Raw genomic sequence first — 22,856 nt, 5'->3', positions numbered from 1 at the left:
TATGGAAAAGCTGTTGGCTGCAAATGGGATCGTAAAGTATTTAGGTGTAGGCAATGAAAGAAGCAGGGTGCTGGATCATATTTCAGTTGATATTTATGAGGGTGAATTTGTAGCGATTATGGGGCCTTCAGGTTCAGGAAAGTCTACCTTGATGTATGCGTTAAGTGGAATGGATCACATAGATGAGGGCGCTGTTATTTTTAATGGTAAAGACTTGGCGTCCTTTCATGAGGATGAGCGAGCGGATTTACGTCGGACCAAGATGGGGTTTGTGTTTCAGCAACCCACCTTATTAAAAAATTTGAATGTATTTGACAATATTATTTTGCCCTCGATGCTTAATAATCGAAAGCAGCTTGAGCAGTTAACAAAGCGAGCAAGAAATCTTATGCACAAAACAGGAATAGAAGCTTTAGCTAAACGTGCAGTGACAGAGGTTTCAGGAGGGCAACTTCAACGTGTAGGTATTTGTCGTGCATTGATGAGTGAGCCTAAAGTAATTTTTGGGGACGAACCTACAGGGGCATTAAACTCTAAATCAGCAAATGAAATTATGGATCTTTTTAATGATATTCATGCAGAAGGAACAACAATTGTGCTTGTTACTCATGACATTAAGGTGGCGGCTCGTACAGAGCGAGTTTTATTTATGTTGGATGGTCGTATTGTTGATGAGCTTCGTTTGCCTAAAGCTAGTAAGGGAACTGTAGAGAAACATATTGATCTTGTTACAGCTAAAATGAGAGAGTTAGAAATCTGATATAAATATTTCTTATAGAAGCATTCCTGTATTCCCTTAAATTTGATATTTGAAATAAAATGAGCACTCCCTTAAGATGAAGCTGTCGCCTAAAACAGCAATCATCTAAGGAAGGTGCTCTTACCATCATTGCAGAATGGAAGAAGGACATGAAACGAGCTGGTAGCTATTTTTTCAAATAAATGCTTGTATAAAATGAAAATCTCCTTTACAATACAATTGATAATGAGATTCAATATCAATTAGAAAAAAGAGGAGCTAAGTTTAATGCTTAAGTTTAAGAAAAATATACATATTTATGCAGCGTTAATTTTGATGATTTCGCTGCTGGCCGGTTGTGCTTCAGGAGGAAGTTCGGGCACCACAAATACCGCTACAAAAGCAGCAGATGAGGCACGAGTGATCAAACATGCTATGGGCGAAACCAAAATTACAGGAACTCCACAGAAGATCGTAACTTTGTTCCAGGGTGCGAATGATATTGTCGTAGCCCTTGGCGTGAAACCGGCGGGTGTCGTTGAATCATGGGTTCAGCAGCCGGTCTATGAATATCTCCGTAAAGACTTGGACGGTGTGCCGCAAGTAGGCCAGGAATCACAGCCAAATCTGGAGGAGATCAACAAACTCAAGCCTGATTTGATTATCGCAACCAAGATCAGACACGAAGAAATCTATGATCAGCTGTCCCAGATCGCACCAACGGTAGTAACCGAAACGCTGTTTGATTGGAAAGAAACGTTGAAGCTTTCTGGGGAAGCGATGAACAAGATGGAGGAATCCGACAAGCTGCTCACGAATTGGGAAACGCGCGTAGCGGATTTCAAAGAAAAGATGGGTGACCGCCTGCCAATTGAAGCGACCATTACTAACTTCAGAGCGGATCAGGTTCGTATTTTTTACATGGGTTACGCAGGGAAAATTCTGAAGGAGCTTGGCTTTACAAGACCGACGGGACATGATGCAGATACCTGGGGTGTTGAACTGACATCCAAAGAGGCCATTCCAGATATGAATGCAGACACGATCTTTAATTTTAATTCGGGAACCGATACAGCCGCAATTGAGAAAAACTATCAAGATTGGACCAGCAGTCCATTGTGGAAAAACCTCGATGCTGTGAAAAACAAACAGATGTACCAGGTGGATGAGGTTGCCTGGAATATGGCGGGTGGATACACGTCGGCTAATATGATGCTGGACGATCTATACCAGCTGTTCAATTTGAATAAATAATAACAGGAGCAGGACCTGCCATGCACCAAGACATTCGTGAACGAAGTGTATGGGCGTGCAGGTCCTTTTTTATTTTACAGATGAAAGAGTGAGTTTATGCTTCCCCTTTTTACCAAGGCGAGTGCCAAAATATATGGGCTGATCGGTTTATTCATACTTATGCTTCTCGCAGCGATCGCCAGTATGATTCTGGGCCGCACACCTATCACGTTTCACATGGCGTGGGATGCCTGGCTGTCCTACGATGAAACCTCGGTAAAACATGTGGTACTTCTGTCGGAACGATTACCACGTACCATTATTGCTGCTGTTGTGGGCGCAAGCCTTGCTGTGGCAGGCGGACTGATGCAGGCGCTGACACGTAATCCACTGGCATCTCCGAGTGTATTCGGGATTAATTCAGGTGCCATTTTCTTTATTGTTATTGCTGTCGTTGTACTATCTGTGTCTTCCTTGACAGCGATGATGTGGTTTGGGTTCGCGGGAGCAGCCATTTCCGCAGCGATTGTATATGGCCTTGGTTCCCTAGGGCGTGATGGACTTACACCAATCAAGATTGTATTGGCAGGCACCGCCATCTCAGCCTTGTTTGCCTCCTTTACACAAGCGATTCTGGTGCTGGACAGCACAGGATTGCAGGATGTATTGTTCTGGCTTGCCGGTTCGGTAAGTGGACGAACACTTGATATGTTATATCCAGTACTGCCATACATGGCAGCGGCTGCACTGGTTTCACTTTTTATGGGCCGAGCAATCAATCTTCTGTTAACGGGAGATGACATCGCCAAAGGTATGGGACAGAATGTGCTATTGGTCAAAGTGCTGATGGGAGTGATTACTGTACTACTCGCAGGTGGTTCTGTTGCAGTAGCCGGTTCCATTGGTCTGGTGGGTCTGGTTGTGCCCCATATTATGCGTGCATTTGTTGGCAATGACTATCGCTGGCTTGTACCGTATTGCTTCGTCGGGGGAGCCACTCTGCTAATGTCTGCTGATGTGGTAGCCAGGCTGGTTATTATGCCGCAGGAAGTTCCGCTTGGTGTGATGACTGCATTGATCGGCGGACCCTTCTTCGTATACATTGCCCGCAAGGGGGTGAGGAAGATATGAAGAAGCTGCTGACGTATCGCAATAAAAGAGATACGATTTCCATGCAAATTGAACGTAAATCAATGCTTGTCATCGCTATATGTATAATTCTATTTCTGGCAACCGGGGTGGTCGGAACAAGTCTGGGCAGTGACTTTATTTCTCCACTGGATGTCATTAGAACCATATTTGGATGGAATGGAGGGGAGCATGACTTCGTGGTGCTGACACTCCGGCTTCCGCGTGTATTGTTATCCCTGCTTGTTGGGGCGGCACTTGGCATGTCGGGTGCACTGCTGCAAGGTATTATTCGTAATCCGCTGGCTTCACCAGATGTCATTGGCATAACGGGTGGTGCTGCGGTAGCTGCTGTAGGCTTTGTAACGTTATTGGGTGGAGCCGTAAGTATTAAGATGCTGCCACTGTTTGCTGTCATCGGTGCGATGGTAACAGCATTAATTATTTATGTGCTTGCCTGGAAAAAAGGAGTCAGCCCGATCCGGCTTGTGCTCATCGGTATCGGGGTATCGGCCATTACGGGGGCGGGTACGACCTTTATGCTCATCTTGAGTCCGTTCTATACGGCAAGTCAGGCCTATATCTGGCTGACAGGCAGCATCTACGGGGCAACATGGACAGATATTCAAACGATATTGCCGGTCATTGTCATCGTTATGCCTCTCGCCATATTGCTCGCCCGGAGTCTAAATGCTCAGGAATTTGGGGATGACCTTGCCACGGGGCTTGGCGTGACTGTAGAAAGACATCGTTCGGCTCTGCTGTTATGTAGTGTGCTGCTTGCGGGTATCGCTGTATCCGTGGCGGGTACGATCGGGTTTGTAGGTCTGATCGCTCCGCATATTGCAAGGAAGCTGGTGGGGAGGATGTTTGGCAGTTTGTTGCTGGTGTCAGGATTTGTTGGTGCTTTGCTGGTATGTGCAGCCGATCTGATCGCCCGAACAGCATTTCTACCGCTTGATGTTCCTGCCGGAGTATTTACCGCAGGTATAGGCGCTCCGTTTTTTCTGTATCTGCTGTTTAAGAATCGGAACCAATATTAAAGGAGGAGAGAGACGTGAGTATTCTGGAAGCCAAGGAGCTTACAATCTCCTATGGAGCAGATCCCATTATTGAAAACCTGAACCTGAACATCCCCAAGGGAGAAATTACGGTTCTGATCGGTAGCAATGGCTGCGGCAAATCCACACTGCTGCGAACGATGGCAAGACTGCTGAAATCCAACGCGGGTACAGTGCTGCTAGATGGAGAAGAGATTGCGAAGCTACCCACCAAAGAAATTTCAAGACGCATGTCCATTTTGCCGCAAGGGCCGACAGCACCTGAAGGTCTGACGGTGAGCCAGCTAGTTCGCCAAGGCCGCTATCCACATCAGACCTGGCTTAAACAGTGGTCGCGTAAGGATGAGCGTATGGTAGAGCTGGCTCTGGAGTCTACACATCTTACGGCACTAGCTGATCGGCCGATAGATGCTCTGTCCGGAGGTCAGCGTCAGCGTGCATGGATCGCGATGACACTAGCGCAGGGTACGGAAACGTTGTTGCTGGATGAGCCTACGACATATTTGGATATGACCCATCAGATCGAAATTCTTGATCTGTTGTTTGAACTGAACGAACGCGAAGGCCGTACCATTGTTATGGTATTGCACGACCTGAATCTGGCGTGCCGCTACGCACATCATATCGTGGCGGTGCACAACAAGTCGATCTATGCAGAAGGTAAGCCGGAGGATATTATTACTCGTGACCTCGTACGAAAGGTTTTTCAGATGGAGTGTGATATTGCTGTAGACCCGTTATTTGGCACACCCACCTGCATACCGCATGGAAGAGGAAGGAAGCTGAATAGAGAACAGTAGCGTTATACACAGCTGTCTTGAATAACAGGAGTTAAATTTAAAATGCAAAAAAATAAAGGGAGTCGCATTAGCGCTCCTATTTTTTATAACATTTTAATTAAAAACACACCTGATAACATGATAATCAGCCCCAAAATCTGAATTGGTCTCACTTTAATTCGATTCGATCTCAGTAGTCCAAATTGTTCTACGAGCAAGCTACCTGTAATTTGTCCAAATAAAGCAAGCATCACAGTTTGCCCTGTTCCAATTTCACCAACAAGAAAGGCATTGCCAAGTACATAAACCGCGCCTAAAATGCCGCCAATCCATACCCACCATGGAGCGGATAGCTTAATAGGCTGTACCAAATTAGTCATTGATCGATCCTTGATCAATACAATAAAGATGAGTATCACGAGTCCTACAAAAAAGGAAATAAAGGCGGCGTGAATGGGCGAGTGGAGCACCTTTCCTAATTGTCCATTAATCGCAGCTTGAGTTGCCATGAGCATGCCAGAGCCTATACCGATAAACCGCCATAACCATTGACCTGATTCAGATCTAGAATTTATACTAGTTTTTTCTGGTTTAGTAGCTTGTTCCTTCACTAGCTGTTTGTAACGGCGATACTGCAAAATTTCCCCGAGGGCAACTGCCAGAAACACACCTAATAGTACTAAAATTACACCCCATACTCGATTCATACTAAATGGTTGTTTGGGGGAACGGAAAAATCCAAAATGATCGATAACCATACTCATCATAATCATACCTAATATAGGCATAACTGACGTTTGTACACTACCTAGCTTTGGAAATAAAAGAATGTTTGTCGTTAAGGCAACAACACCAAGTAAGCCGCCTATCCAGATCCATAGTGGTTCATCTGTGAATACATGAAGGGGGACACCCAAGGAAGAGCCATTAAGAAGGGTAGCAGCGGTGAGAAATATACAACCAATGGCAAACGAAATCATGGAGGCTAAAAATGGTGAGATGACAAATTTTCTAAGCTGAGAATTCACCGCTGTCTGCATGGCCAAGCCAATCCCGATAGCGATCCCAAAAAGCGCAAAAAACATCACTGTTCACTCCTATAAGTAAGTAGTTTAATTTTACTATGTTTTAAGTAGATTACAATGCTGATGTTGAATTTATAAAAAGCATTCAGTATATTAACAGAGATATACATAATGCTAGAAATTAATTTTTTAAGGAGCTAATGGTTTTGTCCAAGCTAAAAAAAAATCAATTTATAAAAATAACGGGTATTATTGTACTCTTTCTTATTATACTTACAGGGGCACGTTTACTGTGGTTTAATATTTTTAATCATACGGAGCAGCCCTACGCTGTTGATGGACAACTAGATTTGCGACAATGGACGAAATGGAATGAACAAACAATTGGGCTTGATGGAGACTGGGAGTTTTATGCGAATACATGGCTAATAGATAGAGAAAATAATAAGCAATCTAAGGAATCCAAGAAAGAGCAAATAAAGTCCGAACTTATTCCCGTACCGGGGGGATGGAACTCATATTTAGAACAAGGAAAAACAACTCCTTATGGGTATGGCTCTTATCGTCTCAAAATAGTAGTAGATCCAGATCAAGACATAACCTATCGGTTACGTATAACGAGTATTCGAAGTGCTTCTGAACTATATGCAAATGGGGTTCTATTATTTAAATTGGGCAATCCAGCAACAAGCTTAAATGCATACACTGCGGAAAATACACCAGTCACTGTTTCTTTAAGACCTAATCAAGAGGGTGTCATTGATCTTGTTATTCAAGTCGCTAACTTTAAGGACCCTAGGTCTGGTGGGATTGTTCGTTCTATGAAGTTTGGGTCAGAGTCGCAGGTAGATAAAGAGATTCATCTGTCTGTAACAATGCAGCAGCTTGTTTCATTCGTCTTTCTTATTCATGCAATCTATGCAATAGTTATTTATCTTGTTGGCGAAAGGGATAAGCGTCTACTGTATCTCTCCTTGTTAGCACTAACGAGCATATTTACCACATTAATTAGTAGTGAAGATAAATTGCTGAATTATTGGTTTCCAATTAACTATGATTTGAGCTTTAGGCTTACACAGCTTTCAATTTGCATGTTTTCGTTTATTTTGCTGAAATGTGTTGAAGATCGAATTCTAGCAAAGTGGCGTAAATGGTATTTCGTCTGTATTGGATGTTGTTTCATATATGGATTCATTGTTTTATTTGCTCCCATAGCCTGGGGGGTAATTTTTCAACCTTATTTCTTAGTACTTGGTATTGTTGTTGTAACCTCAGTTATAATCATTATGTTTCAAATTAAATTTAACGATGTTTATCATATCTTGTTGATGGTATTATCCTTGCTTGCATTAGTAAACAATACAATATGGTACGGAATCTTTCTTTTCAATGGAGTTAAAATACTTTATTATCCGTTTGATCTCATTATTTCGACCATGTGTCTTTCCAGTGTATGGTTTAGAAACTATTTTAAGGTAAGTTTAGAGGCGAGAAAGTTGAATATCAAGCTTCAAAAGGCCAATAAGCTTAAAGATCAATTTTTAGCGAACACCTCACATGAATTGCGTAATCCATTACACGGAATATTAAATATTTCTCAAACGGTTTTAGAGCGGGAAAGTGAAGTTTTAAATGAAAAAAGTATAAAAGAGCTAGAAATGGTGTTGAGTGTAGGACGCAGAATGTCCTTAATGTTAAACGATTTGTTATTTGCTGTATCATTAAAAGAAAGTACACCACGTCTACATTTTAGTCCCACCTCGATTCAATCTGTTACAACAGGTGTAATAGATATGCTTTTATATATGAAAGCTGGAAAAGAGATTAAGCTTGTCAACGCAATCGCTGACGACTTTCCGCTCGTGTACGCAGATGAAAATCGGGTGACGCAAATCGTATTTAATTTATTGCAAAATGCATTAAAGTACACTGATGCTGGTGAGATTTCGATTCAAGCAGTAGTGCGAGAAGGGAAAGCTCACATCACTATACAGGATACAGGGATTGGGATGGACTTTTATACGCTACAACGAGTCTTTGAGCCGTATGAGCAAGCAAGCTCAGAGCGGGCTAAGCTTGAAGGTGGCTTTGGATTGGGCCTAGGAATCAGCAAGCAGTTGGTGGAGCTGCATGGAGGAACATTGGAGGTTCATTCTACAGTTGGAGAGGGGTCCACATTTACATTTACTTTAGATTTGGCACAAAATAGAGAGGTCCAGACCCAAGAAGTAATGAAGCTAGCTGCTGTTGCAAGCGACCTAGATACTAATCAATTTTTAGTCGGAAATTTAGAAGAGAAATCAGATGAAGGCTCACAAACTAACTTTCAAGAAGATACAGCTATATCTAGAATATTGATTGTAGATGATGATGTCATTAATTTAAAGGTACTAGAAGCCATCTTATCGTTAGAGAATTACTCTATTACCTCTGTTACCAGTGGTGAGCAGGCGTTAGAATATATGGATCAACAGGAATGGGATCTAGTTATTTCAGATGTGATGATGCCTAAAATGTCAGGTTATACATTAACCCGTAAAATACGCGAGCGTTTTACTTTAGCAGAGCTTCCCATTTTATTATTAACCGCGAGAAGTCATCCTGATGATATTGAGAAAGGGTTTAAGTCAGGGGCCAATGATTATGTAACCAAGCCCGTTGAATCCTTGGAGCTAAGGTCTAGAGTTCGAGCCTTAACTGAGGTGCGACGATCAGCAAGGGAGCGACTAAAAATGGAGTCAGCATGGCTACAAGCACAAATTCAACCCCACTTTTTATTTAATACGTTAAATGCAGTGGCGGCTTTAAGTGAAATTGATCTAGATCGTATGCGAGATTTATTAGAGGTATTTAGCGAATTTTTGCATGATCGTTTTAAAATTCAAAATATTGATCAATTAAGTAATGTTGAAGATGAATTAAATATTGTGCGTTCCTATTTGTATATTGAAGCGGAGCGCTTTGGAGAACGACTTCATGTCGAGTGGGATATAGACAGTGTTCCTAATTTGCAGCTGCCTCTTTTCACGATACAACCTTTAGTTGAAAATGCGATTCGCCACGGCATTATGAAACGAGTAGAAGGGGGCACCATTATGATTTCAATTCAACGTTTTCCAGCCTATACTAAAATTTCAGTCATTGATGATGGTGTGGGCATGTCTGAGGAGATACTGATGCGGCTTCAACAAAAAAGGGTGGATACGAGTTCAGGTGTTGGTTTGCTTAATACAGATCTAAGGTTGAAGCGTCAATTTGGCTCTGGTCTAGAAATCCGCAGTACGCTTGGTGAAGGTACCGAAGTTTCATTTGTGGTGAAAAACTAAATATATAGCTAGAAAAAAATCATCCTACTCGTTCAACCGAAAGGATGATTTTTTTATTTAGGCTTAGAGGTAGGATATGTATAAGGAGATGATAGACATGACAAAGTTACTTGAAGTGAAACAGCTGAAGAAGTCGTTTAAAGAAAAAGAAGTTTTAAAGGGGATTAGCTTTGAAATAGAGCAAGGTGAAATTTTGTGTTTTCTGGGTCCCAATGGTGCAGGGAAAAGTACAACGATCAACATTCTAACCGCCTCCTTACAAAAGGATCAAGGTGAGATTCAATATGAAGGACAACCGATTGAGAAGACATTACGTAGCTATAAACAGCAATTAGGGGTTGTTCCGCAGGAGATTGCATTATATGAGCAGCTATCTGCCGAACGCAATGTGCGTTTTTTTGCTTCATTATATGGTTTAAAAGGAAAACAATTATCTAATGCAGTTGAAAAGGCATTGGAATTCGCAGGACTGGTAGACCGGAGGAAGGATAAAGTGAAGACTTTTTCTGGTGGGATGAAAAGAAGATTAAACATCGCTTGTGCAATTGCCCATTCACCTAAGCTTGTTATTATGGATGAACCGACCGTTGGGATTGATCCTCAATCACGTAATCACATTTTAGATACGATTAAGCAGCTGAGAGATAAAGGTATGACAGTCATTTACACCACGCACTATATGGAGGAAGTTGAAGCGATTTCCACTCGAATTATTATTATGGATCATGGTGCAATGATCGCAGAAGGTACTAAAGAAGCATTAAAAGAAAGCATTCAACATGAAAAAAGCTATTATATTGAAGCGGAAAATATTCAAAATTTAAATGAAGCATCACTTTTCCACATCGAAGGCGTGAAGTCTATCCAGGTTGATGAGGGATACATTAAAGTTGTGACACTTAGAGATGTTGAGAATTTAGATCGCATTATCTCTTTGCTGGTTGATCAGAAGGTGCGAATTGTTAATATTGCAAGTGAGGTAGCAAGCCTTGAGACTGTATTCCTTAAGTTAACTGGACGTAAGCTACGTGATTAAAAGTTAATTCATGTAGATACAGTTGGTAGCTGTCGTAATTATTCATGATGATAAAGGATAAGTGTAAGGAGGGAAAATAGATGTATAGTTTTGCACAAATTTTCAAAATGGATTTAAGCAATAATAGTAAAAATGTTGTGCTGATTGGCTTCAATACGATCTTTTTTTTACTGATTGTTTTAATTTTTGGTTTTTTATCTGAGGGGGCTTATGCAGATCCGATCGCTTCTTATAACTATTATGGGATTAGTATACTTGTATTTTCGATTTTTAATGGGGCAATGACAGCAACAAACAGCTTTATGGAGCGGGATATTAAAAGACCTAATTTACGCATTATTCACTCACCAGTGGGAAAATCAGCAATTTATTTTTCTAAAATTTTATCTTCGTTTGTATTCAATTATATTTGTCATTTACTTGTTGTATTGTTGCTTATGTTTACAATGAATTTGAATTTTGGAGGACAGTATTTTGGGTATGTTTTGTTACTCATGGTGCCCCTCGAATTTGCAACAAGTGCTTTAGGAATTTTTTTCTGCTGTGTGTTTAGAACAGAGGAAATTGCAAGTACGTTACTGAGTAATGTGCTTAGTATTCTCGCCTTTTTAGGTGGAGTATTTTTTTCATTGGAAAGTATGGGACCTTCCATTGCTTGGGTATCTAAATTATCACCGATAAAGTGGATTGTTGATGCTTTTTTTATGGTTATATTTGATGCTGATTTTAACTTGTTTTGGCCTGTTTTTGGGATAAGTATTTTAATTTCTGCTGTGCTGGTATATGGCTGTGAGAAATGTTTTAGAACGGAGGATTATGTATGCTGACAGTAATTAAAAATAATTACATTCGTATGCTTGAAAGAAAAGGCAGCATTATAATCATGGCAGTCTTAATGATTTTATCGATTATACTTGCTGTTTATATGACAGGCTTACAGGAAACAAAGGGGCATATCGTATTTGTTACAAGTGAAACAAAAGCACCTGTACAATCCCCGTATTTAAAAATAGACGTAATGAAGGAGAAGCCACCTTATTCAGAACTGATGAAGCATAAGTATGATGCTTATGTGTGGCAGAACCAGGACAAAACCTTTGAGATTGAAAGTATAAAAAACGCCGAATTTAAATCTTTGCTTATACGCTTATTAAGTGAAAAAAATTTAGACCGCTCCTCAGTTTCTGTATCGTCAGATCGCGGAATAGGTGCCAATATTATCGGTTTTTTAATGATGTTTTTGCTTATGGCTTCAAGCTTGTTTTTGTTTACATTTTCAGAAGATAAAGAACAAGGTATGCTGAAACGTATTGCTTGTTCACCAATCTCCGTTATGAAATATGTATTGGCACATATAGTAACCTGCTTAACCATGTATACACCTGCATTTCTTTGCTTAATCATTATGAAGCTGATCGGGTATGATATTGGATTTACTCTTTTGCAATATGCAGGTTTTATTCTTATCATTGGTTTGTTAGGGATCTCGGTAATGTTAGTGATGTTTACGCTATTTCATAAACCCGATAATGCAACGATGCTTGCCAATAGTATCATGATTTTAACCACTATTTTAGCAGGGAGCTTTTATTCCTTTGATCAGCACAATAAAGGCATTGCATGGGTTGTCTCCATTTTGCCTCAAAAGCATCTGTTATCGTTTGCAGGTTATGTTGAGCATGGTACAGCGTTAGCTCATATTGCGTCATTGATCTATGCTATTATTTTAGTAGGTGGACTGCTGTTGTTTGCGACTTGGTATTTAAAACAGCGGTATGTTAAACAAAAATAACATCGAAGATGATCTTGTCAATTGCTACAGATCAACCTACAATCAGAAGTAATAATAAGTAAATCTATAATAAAGAAGGTAACTATGAGCGATCAAAACCATCGTAGTGTTGTGTTGTTGTCTACAAAATTAAAAATTCCTGCACCACGCAAAAACTATATCGTAAGGAAGCATTTGTTCCAGCAATTGCTTGCTTGCTCAGAGATGCGGGTTATATATATTATGGGCGCAGCTGGGATGGGGAAAACCACCTTGCTGTCTTCCTTTATTAAGGAACATGAATTAGGCAATGTCGCGTGGTTATCTTTGGATGAAAGTAATAATCAACTTTTTTCCTTTTGGCATTATTTTATTGCGGCCATTTCTAAGTTTATGGGAGATGAGGAATCGTCACGATTGATCTCTATCTTACATGCTAATTTTGATACAGCAAACGTAGAAAATTTGTTAGCGATGGTCATCAATCAATTGTGTGGTGAACAACATTATTATGTGGTGCTAGATGATGTACATGAGTTAAGCAACCCCCTGCTTATTGCCTCATTAGATTTTTTTATTAAATCAATGCCAGACAATGTGCATCTGTTTATGTTATCTCGACAGCAGCCTGTCGTGTATTTAGGTGAGCTTGCTGCTTCAGGGGAGTTATTGCTTATAAATGGAGATGAGCTACGTTTTTCGGCTGAAGAAGGGCAGGATTTTCTCACAAATACGTTGCAATTAAATGTTAGTGATGATGATATTTCGCAAATGAATCAGTTTGCAGAGGGTTGGATCGGTGGACTTCAGCTTGTAGCTGCTGCAGGGCATGAAAGTAGAAGCCTGCTCTCCATGACTGATCATGGTGTGACAGCAGCTTATTTAACCCGCGAAGTTTTTAGAAAACTGACGGATAAAGAACAACATTTCCTCGTGACCACCTGTATTTTAACTTATTTTGATGAAGAATTGAGTAGGGTACTCACAGGTGAAGAAAATTTTCTGGTTATGGTTAATGGCTTAATTGCTAAAAATTTATTCGTTACGTGTGTCGATGAAGAAGGTGGGATTTATCGCTATCATCACATGTTGCGAGAGTACCTATTGATACAATTTGCTGCCTTGCCAAAGGATGAACAAATTAGACTACATAAGCTAGCATCACATCTACTTGCATCAAGAGGTGATTATGGTGAAGCATTAAAGCATTTATTTGTGATTGAAGATTATAGTACAGCGATGTCTCTACTGGGGCTGATGGACGAAACAGTGGAGACATGGGCTTACATTAACCAAATCCCACTTGAACCTTTGACTGGGAATATTAATCTTTCTTTGCAATGTATTATTTATAATTTAACATGCTTAAATACTGAGCGCTGTATACAGCTTTGTGATGCGCTTGAGGCACGTTATGGAGATGAGGAGGTTTTGTTAGGACTAGAATATTTTCTCCCTTTTTTGGGAAAAAGCAAACCTAACTATCAACCCCCTACCATGTTATCTCTGGCGCAAATCAATCGATTTGAGCTTAGTCCTGTAACTAAATCGTTATTCTTAATCATGAGTGCAAATATTTTATTAAGCAAAAATCAATATAAAATGTGTTTAGAGTTTGTGGATTATGCAGTGAATAATAACAAGGGAGCCAATGTTTTTTTGGACTACTATAGTTTATCTGCAAAAACACAGTTATTAGAGGAAACGGGGCAACTTGAACAAAGCTTAATGATGTATGGACAAATCCAAGAGTTGCTATATTCTGCAGGGATTATGGATACACTTGGCTATAATTATTTTATCGGGTTAATCGGTGTATACTTTAAACGGATGGATAAGGAGCAAGCAACAATTGCACTAGAGGGAATTAAGCAACATATAAGAGGACAGATTATTGTCCCTAGTGTTGTAGAGTTAAGCTATCGGTTCCATTTAGTTGAATATGAGCTGCTTTTTGGAGATGAAGAGAATGGGGGGCGTCTTGCCAATCAAATTATTAATGACGCTGGAATTGGAAATTTCAATCAATTTGATCGATTATTAAATCATCTGTATAGCATTGGAAAGCTTGACTCCAAATATAGTGCGTTGTTTACCGAACAATATAGACAACAGCCTGAGGGAGAAATTTCTTTATCCTCACAGTTATTTTATATTCGATTGCTTCATAACCAAGGGGAACATGATCATGCTTTGCAACGTGTAGATCACATCCTCGCCTTTTCAAGGGAAAATCAAAATTATTTAAGACTTGTGGAGGCAGCAATACTAAAAATCACAATGCTTGTTCGGCAAGGCGAAAATGTAAAAAGGTTAATTCATAACTGCTTGCTGGAAGCCTTACACTATGCAAGGGTAAATAAAATATTACAGCCTTTTTTTACGGATCGAGCCACGCTTTACCCGCTGTTGGTTGCCTATAACGCAGATAGTTCAGTAAATATCACCTTGGAGGAAAGACAGTTCCTTCAGCTTGTGATGGGGATATGCATGACAGAGGATATCGAGCAAAACTCCGATATACAGATGAGTAAAGAGCTTTTAACGAATCGAGAGCTTGAAGTGTTAATCGAGTTAGCTAAAGGAGGTACGAATGCCGAAATTGCTTCACATTTATTTATCTCAGTGGCTACCGTTAAAACACATATGATGAATATTTTTGGGAAGCTAGAGGTATCTACACGTCTGGGTGCGGTTGAAGAAGGACGGCGTAGAGGCTTAATTAAATAGCAAAAAGGTTCAAGGTTTAATACACTCACGCAGTAAGCATGCGAGGGTGTATTTTTATTTATGTGGACTATTAAGGATAATTAATTTCATATTTATTCCTTTACATAACTTTATTTCCTTTCTATAATATTCCTTAACAAAACAATTCTTAGTTATTCTGTCGGAATATTAAGGGTATGGATAGGAGAGGGAGAGATGATTTTGAAAAAAAGAAAGTCGTGGATGATGGCTGTTTTAGTTGTAGGAGCGGTATTAGTAACAGCTTGCTCAAGTAACAATGCAACAGATTCTGGTGCAGGACAAGGCGGTAATCGTGCATCTGGCACAGGGGGAAGCAACGGAGAAAGTACTACAGCAGTAACGATTAATGAGCCGATTCAAGCTTCAGATCTCTCTAAGCTTCCTGCTATCGCTAAAAATCGTACAGATACAATTATTGTTGGGTTGGTTGACCCTAGTGGTGCATTTACGCCTTATTTTCATCAAAGTGGTTATGATGGCAACGTATCAAGTTTGCTGTATACTCCACTTGTTACTGTAGATAAGCAGGGGGTTCCAGTAGGTGCAACTGCTGAAAAGTGGGAAATTAGTGATGACCAATTAACGTATACATTTCATATCCGTCCTGACTCTAAATTTAGTGATGGTTCGCAGCTTACCGCAGAGGATGTGGCCTTTACTTGGACCTTAATTAACGATAAAGCCTATGATGGCGATTCTACTTTAAATACGATTGGGATCAAAGGGGCTAAAGCCTACAAGGAAGGCACAGCCACTTCAATTGAGGGGATTAAAATTGTGGATCCGTTGACGATTTCCGTCACGATTGAAAAACCTAATGCGATTGCCTTATTAACCTTAGGCTCCGAAATTTTATCGAAAGCACATTATGGTGCGGACTATAAACCAGGTCATGTGGAATTCATTAAAAAATTACATGATCAACCACTTGGAAATGGACCTTATAAGCTAGAGAAGTTTATTCCAGGTCAAGAAGTCCGTTTTGTAGCCAATGAAAACTTTTATTTAGGGAAACCAAAAACGGAGAAGTTTATTTATAAAACATCAGAAGGAGACACTTGGCAGTATTTAGAAACCGGTGAAGTGGATTATGCCTCTTTTAGTGCCACGACAGAAAACTTAGAAAAGCTAAAAAGCCTAGGCTATGTCAATATTACGCCGTATACACCAAGTAATTATGGTTACCTTCAAGTCAATCTGGAGCACGAGGCCTTACAAGATAAATTAGTGCGCCAAGCGATTACCTATGGACTAGATCGTCAAAGTATTTACGTCGATGCCAATCAGGGTGCGGGGCAAGTTGCTAATATTCCATCCTCTTTGATTTCTTGGGCATATACGGATGAAGGCATCAATCCTTACAAATATGATCCTAAAAAAGCGAAGGAATTGTTAGACGAAGCGGGCTGGAAGGAAGGCTCAGATGGAATTCGCACAAAGGATGGGAAAAAACTAACGCTTCATTATTTAGGCAGAAAAAGCCCTGATACAGATACCTTTATCGCCTTAGCTGGAGAAAATTATAAAGAGCTTGGGATTGATTTTCAGCCGGAGGTTTTTGCGGATTTTAATGCGTTAATTTCTAAAGTAGAAAGTGGAGACTACGATCTTGCCGCTTTCTCTACGCCTATTTTATCCGATCCAAGTGACGGCGTAACACAGTTTGTGAATGGTGAGGTTAAAGGATACAACAACCCAGAGTTTAAAAAGTTATATGATGAAGCTTTGGCAACAAGCGATATGGAGCAACGCAAAAAAATATATGGAGATTTGTTTAAAATTGCTAATGAGGATTTACCCGTTATTTTTACCAGCTATAGAAAAGCGGTCATTGCCTATAACGGTAGAATTCAAAATGTCGAATACAATCCTGTCGCTGGCTTAGCACAAACGATTCCGAATTGGACGTTAAAATAAGTAGAAAGTAAGGAGTTTGTTATGAGTAGTTATTTAATTAAGCGCATCTCGTATATGCTTCTTATTTTTCTAGCCGCATCTTTGCTGATTTTTAGTCTGTACGCTTTAACTCCAGGGGATTTTGTTAGTGGAAATATGAAGCTTAGTCCTGAGCGTAAAGCAGAGCTAAGAGAGATCTATGGGCTGAATAAGCCCTTGATCGAACGTTATTTTACGTGGATGAAAAGTGCATTTCAAGGTAACTTTGGTTATTCCTTAGCACAGCAAAAGCCAGTGCTACAGCTATTCAACGAATATATTTGGAACTCATTTTTACTTGCCGTAGTTGCCACCTTTTTGACATGGGTGATTGCGGTTGTGGTTGGGGTCATTGTGGCGTATAAGCAATACTCTTGGTTTGACACGTTAGTTATGATTTTAATTTTTGCGGCGATGTCAATTCCTTCATTTTTCATCGGACTTTTTCTCATTAAAATGCTAGCTGTGGATTTAAAGTGGCTACCGCCGGGGGGCATGTTAACAACAGGTAGCAACGCGACTGGCATGTTATATGTAAAGGAAATCATTCAGCATATGACGATCCCAGTGATCGTTATGGTTCTTCTAGGTGTCGGCTCCTTAACGCGTTATTTTCGCAGTAATATGATTGATGTAATGAAGCAGGATTACATTCGGACTGCAAGAGCGAAGGGGTTAAAGGAAAAAAAGGTGCTGTTTACCCATGCCTTGCGTAATGCTTTATTGCCTGCAATTACGTTAGTGGGATTTGAATTGCCTAGCTTGTTTGGGGGCTCCTTAATTATCGAAAAAATTTTTAATTGGCCGGGGATTGGTCAGCTTTATATGTCTTCTTTTTCACTACGAGATTATCCCTTGTTAATGGGCTTTACGATGTTTATTGCGATTTTAACTGTAATTGGTACATTGTTATCAGATGTTTTATATCATATCGCTGATCCACGGGTGAAACTGTAAGGGGGAAGGGAGAACATGTCAAATTTAAATACAAAAGCCACTATGATCCCTTCATATGCTACACCTACTCCAGAAGCTCACGTACCTGAAGGTCATAAGGCGAAATCATCCCTATGGCGTGTTGCTTTTCGTCGCTTATTAAAAAATAAGTTAGCCATGTCTGGGTTAGCAGTTGTGTTATTTATGTTTCTAGCATGCTTTGTTGGACCTTTATTTTCTCCTTATACCAATGGCAAAACAAATCTAGCGATCATGAATCAAGCACCAAGTCTACGTCATTGGTTAGGGACGGATAAGCTTGGTAGGGATGTTCTGACGCGGGTGCTACAAGCAGGCAGGATTTCTCTGACGGTGGGGCTTGCTTCGATGGTGTTAAGTGTATTTATCGGATCAATCTTAGGCGCAATCGCAGGTTATTATCGGGGAATTGTAGATCAAGTCATTATGAGAGTGGCGGATTTACTCATGACGATTCCAAGCTTACCTTTGTTATTTATTATTGGCGCTTTACTGTCCGATTGGAAGGTACCTACAGATTATCGGATGTATATTGTGATGGTGATGCTTAGTATTGTAGGTTGGCCAGCGCTTGCTCGAATGGTAAGAGGTCAAATATTAAGCATACGTGAACAAGAGTTTATGCAAGCAACGGTCGTGTTAGGATTGCGAGATCGAAGAAAGCTATTTCATCATTTATTACCTAATATTGTCCCGTTGTTGATCGTCATTGCCACGTTAAATATTGGCGGTTCTATATTGATGGAATCTGTCCTCAGCTTTTTTGGATTAGGTGTCATTGCGCCTACACCAACCTGGGGGAATATGATTGATACAGCAAACAATCTAATTGACTTTCAGGAGCGTCCTTGGCTATGGATTCCACCTGGCTTATCTATTTTCGCCACTGTTATTGCAATTAATATTTTTGGTGATGGTCTGAGGGATGTTTTAGATCCAAAGCAAAGGAAGTAGGTGAAAGTTACATGGATAATGATCTCAGAAAAGTACAGGATGCTGCTGTGCTTGAAATTCAGCATTTACGCACCTCTTTTGATACAGAGGAAGGAATTATAAAAGCGGTTGATGACGTCAGTTTAACGGTTCCTGAAGGCCGCATCGTATGTATTGTAGGCGAATCTGGTTGCGGAAAAAGCATAACGGCGATGTCTGTAATGGGACTCCTTGATGCCAATGCGGCTAAAGTAGAGGGGCGTATTTTATTTCAGGGCGAAGATTTATTACGTTTAACAAAAAATGATCTTAGAGCGATTCGGGGTAATGAGATCGCGATGATTTTTCAAGAGCCGATGTCTTCACTTAACCCTGTGCTTACAATTGGACAGCAAATTATGGAGCCTTTAATCGTGCACAAAAAACTAAGCAAAAAGGCGGCAAAGCAAAAAGCAGTTGAGCTTATAGAGCAGGTGCAAATTTCTAGACCAGAGCAAATTTTCGATGCTTATCCGCATGAGCTGAGTGGTGGAATGCTACAACGAATTATGATTGCTATCGCGATATCATGTGAGCCAAAGCTACTCATTGCCGATGAACCAACTACCGCCTTAGATGTTACAATTCAAGCACAAATTTTAGATATGTTGTCCCATTTAAAGGAATCGTTAGGCATGTCAATTTTATTGATTACCCATGACTTAGGTGTCGTTGCAGAGATGGCGGATGAGGTTGTTGTGATGTATGCAGGTAAGGTGGTGGAGTATGGAGAGGTGACGGCATTATTTGAAGATCCAAAACATCCTTATACTCAGGGACTTCTAAAATCTAAACCAAGCATGTATGACATGGTTGAGGAGCTATATAGTATTCCGGGGCAGGTTCCTAATCCGTTGTCATTAACAGAATCCTGTTATTTTCACGATCGTTGTGACGCTTGTATGACAATCTGTCGTACTCAGTCTCCAAAGCTACATACGATAAATGAAGACCAACAGGCGGCCTGCTGGTTGTATGAGGAGGTGAAGCTGGGTGTCTAGTCGTTTATCCAATACCTTATCTAGTACATTATCTAATTTGAAATCTATCTCAAAATCTAACACATTATCAAGCTCATTATCGAATTCACTATCTTACTCATTATCTAACCCACAATCTAGTATCTTAACGAGCTCCTATTCTAAACCTTTACTTGAAATTAAGCACCTTAAAAAGTATTTTCCAATCAAAGCAGGTTTGTTAAATCGAACGGTTGGGCATGTAAAGGCAGTGGATGATGTTTCACTATCTATTTATCCTGGAGAGACGTTTGGCTTGGTGGGAGAGTCAGGCAGTGGGAAAAGTACGATTGGTCGAAGTATTGTACGTTTAACAGAGAAAACGAGTGGTGACATTATTTTTGACGGACAAGATCTATATAATATACCACCACAGGATCTGCGAACATTGCGACCACGACTTCAGCTTATTTTTCAAGATCCTTATAGTTCCTTAAATCCAAGAGTACGAATTGGGAATGCCATTGGGGAAGCGTTATTAGATCACGGAATGGTAGAGCCAGTACACGTGAGAGATATTGTAAAAGAATTGCTAGCGGCTTGTGGCTTATCTACGTATCATATTGATCGTTATCCACATGAGTTTTCTGGAGGTCAAAGGCAACGTATTGGGATTGCAAGAGCATTAGCACTTAATCCAGACTTCATAATTGCGGATGAACCAGTATCGGCGTTAGATGTGTCCATTCAGGCACAGATGATTAATTTATTTCGTAAGCTTCAGCACGAACGTGGCTTGGCTTATTTGTTTATTTCCCATGATTTAAGTGTGGTTGCACATTTATGTAACCGAATTGGGGTTATGTATCTTGGTACGATGGTTGAGACAGGGAGTAGAGATGACTTATTCCTTCGCCCTCTCCACCCATATACAAAAGCATTGCTGTCCGCGGTTCCTATGCCCAAGCCTAAAATGAAGCGTGAGCGTATTATTTTAAAAGGGGATATTCCAAGTCCAGCTAACCCACCATCGGGTTGTAGATTTCATACACGGTGTCCCTTTGCGGTTGAACAATGCCAATTTGAGAGACCTGCATTACGTCATGTTAGTGGTGATCATTATGTTGCTTGTCATCTGGCATGAAGGGTATGAAACAAAAAATATAATAAAGCTTGCTTAAAAAGTAAGTTCCTTTTAGAATAGGTGTTATAAATTGGGATTTGGTGAAGCACACCAGAATCATTTGAGGTATCATTTGATGTCATTAAGATGTCACTTAGATATACCTGATGAGAGGTGTGCTTTTTATTTTGCGTATATTCCTGTATTTCTCAGTTTATCCTGATTGAAGGAGGTGAAAAGGGAGATTTTGTCGAAAACATATAGATAGATGGGAATGGTGTCCTAGGAGAAAAGGAGGAAGAGCTTAGAGGTGGTATAGATGAAACCATAGAAGTGGTAATTAAAAGCTATAGAAGTGGCATCAATGAAACTATAGTGGAATCAAACAGCTTTGTGTAACAGCGTACATAGTTTGGGAATTAAAGAGATTTAAGAACTTAAAGAATCTAAAGCATTTAGAGGATTTACATTTAAAGGATTTAAAAGAAAAGAGAATCTCGTTTTAAAGAGCTTTATGAAATCTTTGAGAAGACATTAATCAAAGCTTATGGGCTCTTAATAATAAATTGAATGCTAAAGGAGAAGGGAAATGAATAAAAAGGCGATTAGTATTATTTTAGGGATGGCGTTGGTAGCTGCAAGTGGAGGCGCGCTTTGGGGAAATGGGAATGAAGTGAAGGCGCTAGATAGTGAGAAGGCAGGTACATCCGCGACGTCAACAACAACGGTGGAGAAAAATGAGGCAGCAATTAAAACTAATTTAGATACTTCGGTAGAGAAGAGCAGCACTAATGAAGACATGACAGACAAGGATCGTACTAGTGGAGAAAAGAATGGGGAAAAAGATAACGTCAATCAGGAGAGTAGTAGTCCAGAGTCTAACGTAATGAATCAGCAAGTGACCTCCTTTTCAGATGTAAAGGATACACATTGGGCGAAAAAAAGTATTACCGCTGCGATTGAAAAAGGTTATGTAAGTGGCTATCCAGGAGGTGTTTTTAAGCCTGAGCAAGCGATTAAACGAGATGAGTTTATGAAAATGGTGGTTACGGCTATGAACCTACCTGTTGAAACAGAGGGAGCATCTACGTGGTATGAGCCTTTTGTAAAAGTAGCAAAAGAAAACAAATTATATGAGAGTAGTGACTTTTCCGATAGTGATCTAGGTTGGAATAAAGTGATCACACGTAAGGAAATGGCGCGTATTGCGGTGCGCGCAGGACTTGGAGAAGAAGCAAAAGAGGATAGTAAGTGGATGTATTTAGCGACTAAAGCAGGCTTAGTTACGGGGTTAGGTAAAGGCGAGCTTGGTGAAACAAAGACAACGACTCGTGCGCAATCTGTGACGATTATTGAGCGTATACTGGCTGTGAAAAATGGAGAGAAGTTGCCTGTAGATAAATATGCGGTAGGTAGTGCAGAGTTAGCTTGGCATGGGACAAATATATTTACGGTGATGCCTGAGATTATGGTGACGAAGGAAGAGGATTATAAGGGGAAGACGATTGAAGAGTTGTGGAGACAGGATCAGATGACAGTGGAAACGAAGGACGGAAAATACAAGGGAGTACTGGATGCTTTGATCGCCATTGATCTGGAAGATCCTAATGATCCGAACTTGAAGTTGGTGCCGCCGGTGGAGCAATTGAAATGGTATAACAATAGTGGAGTTATAGGTGGTGTACCTACTAACACAAATTATATTACTAAGTGGAGAAATAGCTATTTGCTCTATTTCAAAGGCAGGGAGATTTATAATAAAGATGAAAAGAGTTATAAAAGTGATCCACTAGGACCAGAGAGCCTTTTATTTGGTGTATCAACACCAGATATGGAGGATTTCTTTAAAGGTAATCTTAACAAACCTGCTATCGTTTATCATAAAAAGTTAAATGATTTGTCTGCTTTTATACTTCCAAAATCAGGTTGGGCTCAGGATGGAAAATTAATAATGAAACTTTTTTCACCAAATCTAAGTGCAAGTGGTTACCAAGCTAACATATTATTTGAAATAGACGGCCCGTATGCTCAAAAATAGTGTCT

Annotated in this window: 17 protein-coding genes; 16 read left to right on the top strand and 1 reads right to left on the bottom strand. The window is 40.1% G+C overall.

Annotated elements, in window-relative coordinates; all coding sequences use genetic code 11:
• Position 1 precedes the first annotated feature (1 nt).
• The 5 genes from J2Z32_RS01665 (at position 2) to J2Z32_RS01645 (ending at position 4,961) form a co-directional block, all read left to right on the top strand.
• Positions 2-760 (top strand): ABC transporter ATP-binding protein, encoded by a 759-nt coding sequence (locus tag J2Z32_RS01665; protein ID WP_210087388.1) that lies wholly within the window; start codon positions 2-4, stop codon positions 758-760.
• A gap of 267 nt (positions 761-1,027) precedes the next feature.
• On the top strand, positions 1,028-1,993 hold the full coding sequence (locus J2Z32_RS01660) for an ABC transporter substrate-binding protein (protein ID WP_210087387.1): 966 nt from the start codon (positions 1,028-1,030) through the stop codon (positions 1,991-1,993).
• A gap of 96 nt (positions 1,994-2,089) precedes the next feature.
• A complete protein-coding gene (locus J2Z32_RS01655) occupies positions 2,090-3,103 on the top strand; it encodes a FecCD family ABC transporter permease (protein WP_210087386.1) in 1,014 nt (337 codons plus the stop codon).
• The gene (locus J2Z32_RS01650) at positions 3,100-4,143 is read left to right on the top strand and encodes a FecCD family ABC transporter permease (protein WP_210087385.1); all 1,044 of its coding nucleotides are present in this window, start codon (positions 3,100-3,102) and stop codon (positions 4,141-4,143) included. Before J2Z32_RS01655 ends, J2Z32_RS01650 begins: the two co-directional genes overlap by 4 nt.
• A gap of 14 nt (positions 4,144-4,157) precedes the next feature.
• Positions 4,158-4,961, top strand: coding sequence for an ABC transporter ATP-binding protein (locus J2Z32_RS01645; RefSeq protein WP_210087384.1), 804 nt, complete (start codon positions 4,158-4,160; stop codon positions 4,959-4,961).
• A gap of 83 nt (positions 4,962-5,044) precedes the next feature.
• On the opposite strand, the gene J2Z32_RS01640 is transcribed toward J2Z32_RS01645, so the two are convergent.
• Positions 5,045-6,025 (bottom strand): DMT family transporter, encoded by a 981-nt coding sequence (locus J2Z32_RS01640; RefSeq protein ID WP_210087383.1) that lies wholly within the window; start codon positions 6,023-6,025, stop codon positions 5,045-5,047.
• A gap of 146 nt (positions 6,026-6,171) precedes the next feature.
• On the opposite strand from J2Z32_RS01640, the gene J2Z32_RS01635 reads away from it, so the two are divergent.
• From J2Z32_RS01635 to J2Z32_RS01585, 11 genes are all read left to right on the top strand, one after another.
• The gene (locus J2Z32_RS01635; protein ID WP_245251040.1) at positions 6,172-9,291 is read left to right on the top strand and encodes an ATP-binding protein; all 3,120 of its coding nucleotides are present in this window, start codon (positions 6,172-6,174) and stop codon (positions 9,289-9,291) included.
• A 97-nt stretch (positions 9,292-9,388) separates the two neighbouring features.
• Entirely contained in the window at positions 9,389-10,327 is a 939-nt protein-coding gene (locus J2Z32_RS01630) for an ABC transporter ATP-binding protein (protein WP_210087381.1), read from the top strand.
• Between the two features lie 80 nt (positions 10,328-10,407).
• On the top strand, positions 10,408-11,154 hold the full coding sequence (locus J2Z32_RS01625; RefSeq protein WP_210087380.1) for an ABC transporter permease: 747 nt from the start codon (positions 10,408-10,410) through the stop codon (positions 11,152-11,154).
• Complete coding sequence (locus tag J2Z32_RS01620) at positions 11,148-12,119, top strand: ABC transporter permease (protein WP_210087379.1); 972 nt, start codon at positions 11,148-11,150, stop codon at positions 12,117-12,119. The genes J2Z32_RS01625 and J2Z32_RS01620 overlap by 7 nt, the downstream gene beginning before the upstream one ends.
• 84 nt (positions 12,120-12,203) lie before the next feature.
• The gene (locus J2Z32_RS22475) at positions 12,204-14,828 is read left to right on the top strand and encodes a helix-turn-helix transcriptional regulator (protein ID WP_210087378.1); all 2,625 of its coding nucleotides are present in this window, start codon (positions 12,204-12,206) and stop codon (positions 14,826-14,828) included.
• A gap of 195 nt (positions 14,829-15,023) precedes the next feature.
• On the top strand, positions 15,024-16,766 hold the full coding sequence (locus J2Z32_RS01610; RefSeq protein WP_210087377.1) for an ABC transporter substrate-binding protein: 1,743 nt from the start codon (positions 15,024-15,026) through the stop codon (positions 16,764-16,766).
• Between the two features lie 21 nt (positions 16,767-16,787).
• On the top strand, positions 16,788-17,741 hold the full coding sequence (locus J2Z32_RS01605; protein WP_210087376.1) for an ABC transporter permease: 954 nt from the start codon (positions 16,788-16,790) through the stop codon (positions 17,739-17,741).
• 42 nt (positions 17,742-17,783) lie between these two features.
• Entirely contained in the window at positions 17,784-18,713 is a 930-nt protein-coding gene (gene opp4C / locus J2Z32_RS01600) for an oligopeptide ABC transporter permease (RefSeq protein WP_210087554.1), read from the top strand.
• An 11-nt stretch (positions 18,714-18,724) separates the two neighbouring features.
• The gene (locus J2Z32_RS01595; RefSeq protein WP_210087375.1) at positions 18,725-19,732 is read left to right on the top strand and encodes an ABC transporter ATP-binding protein; all 1,008 of its coding nucleotides are present in this window, start codon (positions 18,725-18,727) and stop codon (positions 19,730-19,732) included.
• 121 nt (positions 19,733-19,853) lie between these two features.
• Positions 19,854-20,834: an ABC transporter ATP-binding protein gene (locus J2Z32_RS01590; RefSeq protein WP_210087553.1), complete on the top strand. Its 981-nt coding sequence runs from the start codon at positions 19,854-19,856 to the stop codon at positions 20,832-20,834.
• A gap of 568 nt (positions 20,835-21,402) precedes the next feature.
• Positions 21,403-22,851, top strand: a complete 1,449-nt coding sequence (locus tag J2Z32_RS01585) for an S-layer homology domain-containing protein (RefSeq protein WP_210087374.1) — start codon at positions 21,403-21,405, stop codon at positions 22,849-22,851.
• The last annotated feature ends 5 nt before the right edge of the window (positions 22,852-22,856 follow it).

This window comes from Paenibacillus turicensis, assembly GCF_017873435.1.
Classification (GTDB): Bacteria; Bacillota; Bacilli; order Paenibacillales; family Paenibacillaceae; genus Fontibacillus; species Fontibacillus turicensis.
This window is presented reverse-complemented; position numbering and strand designations above follow the sequence as displayed.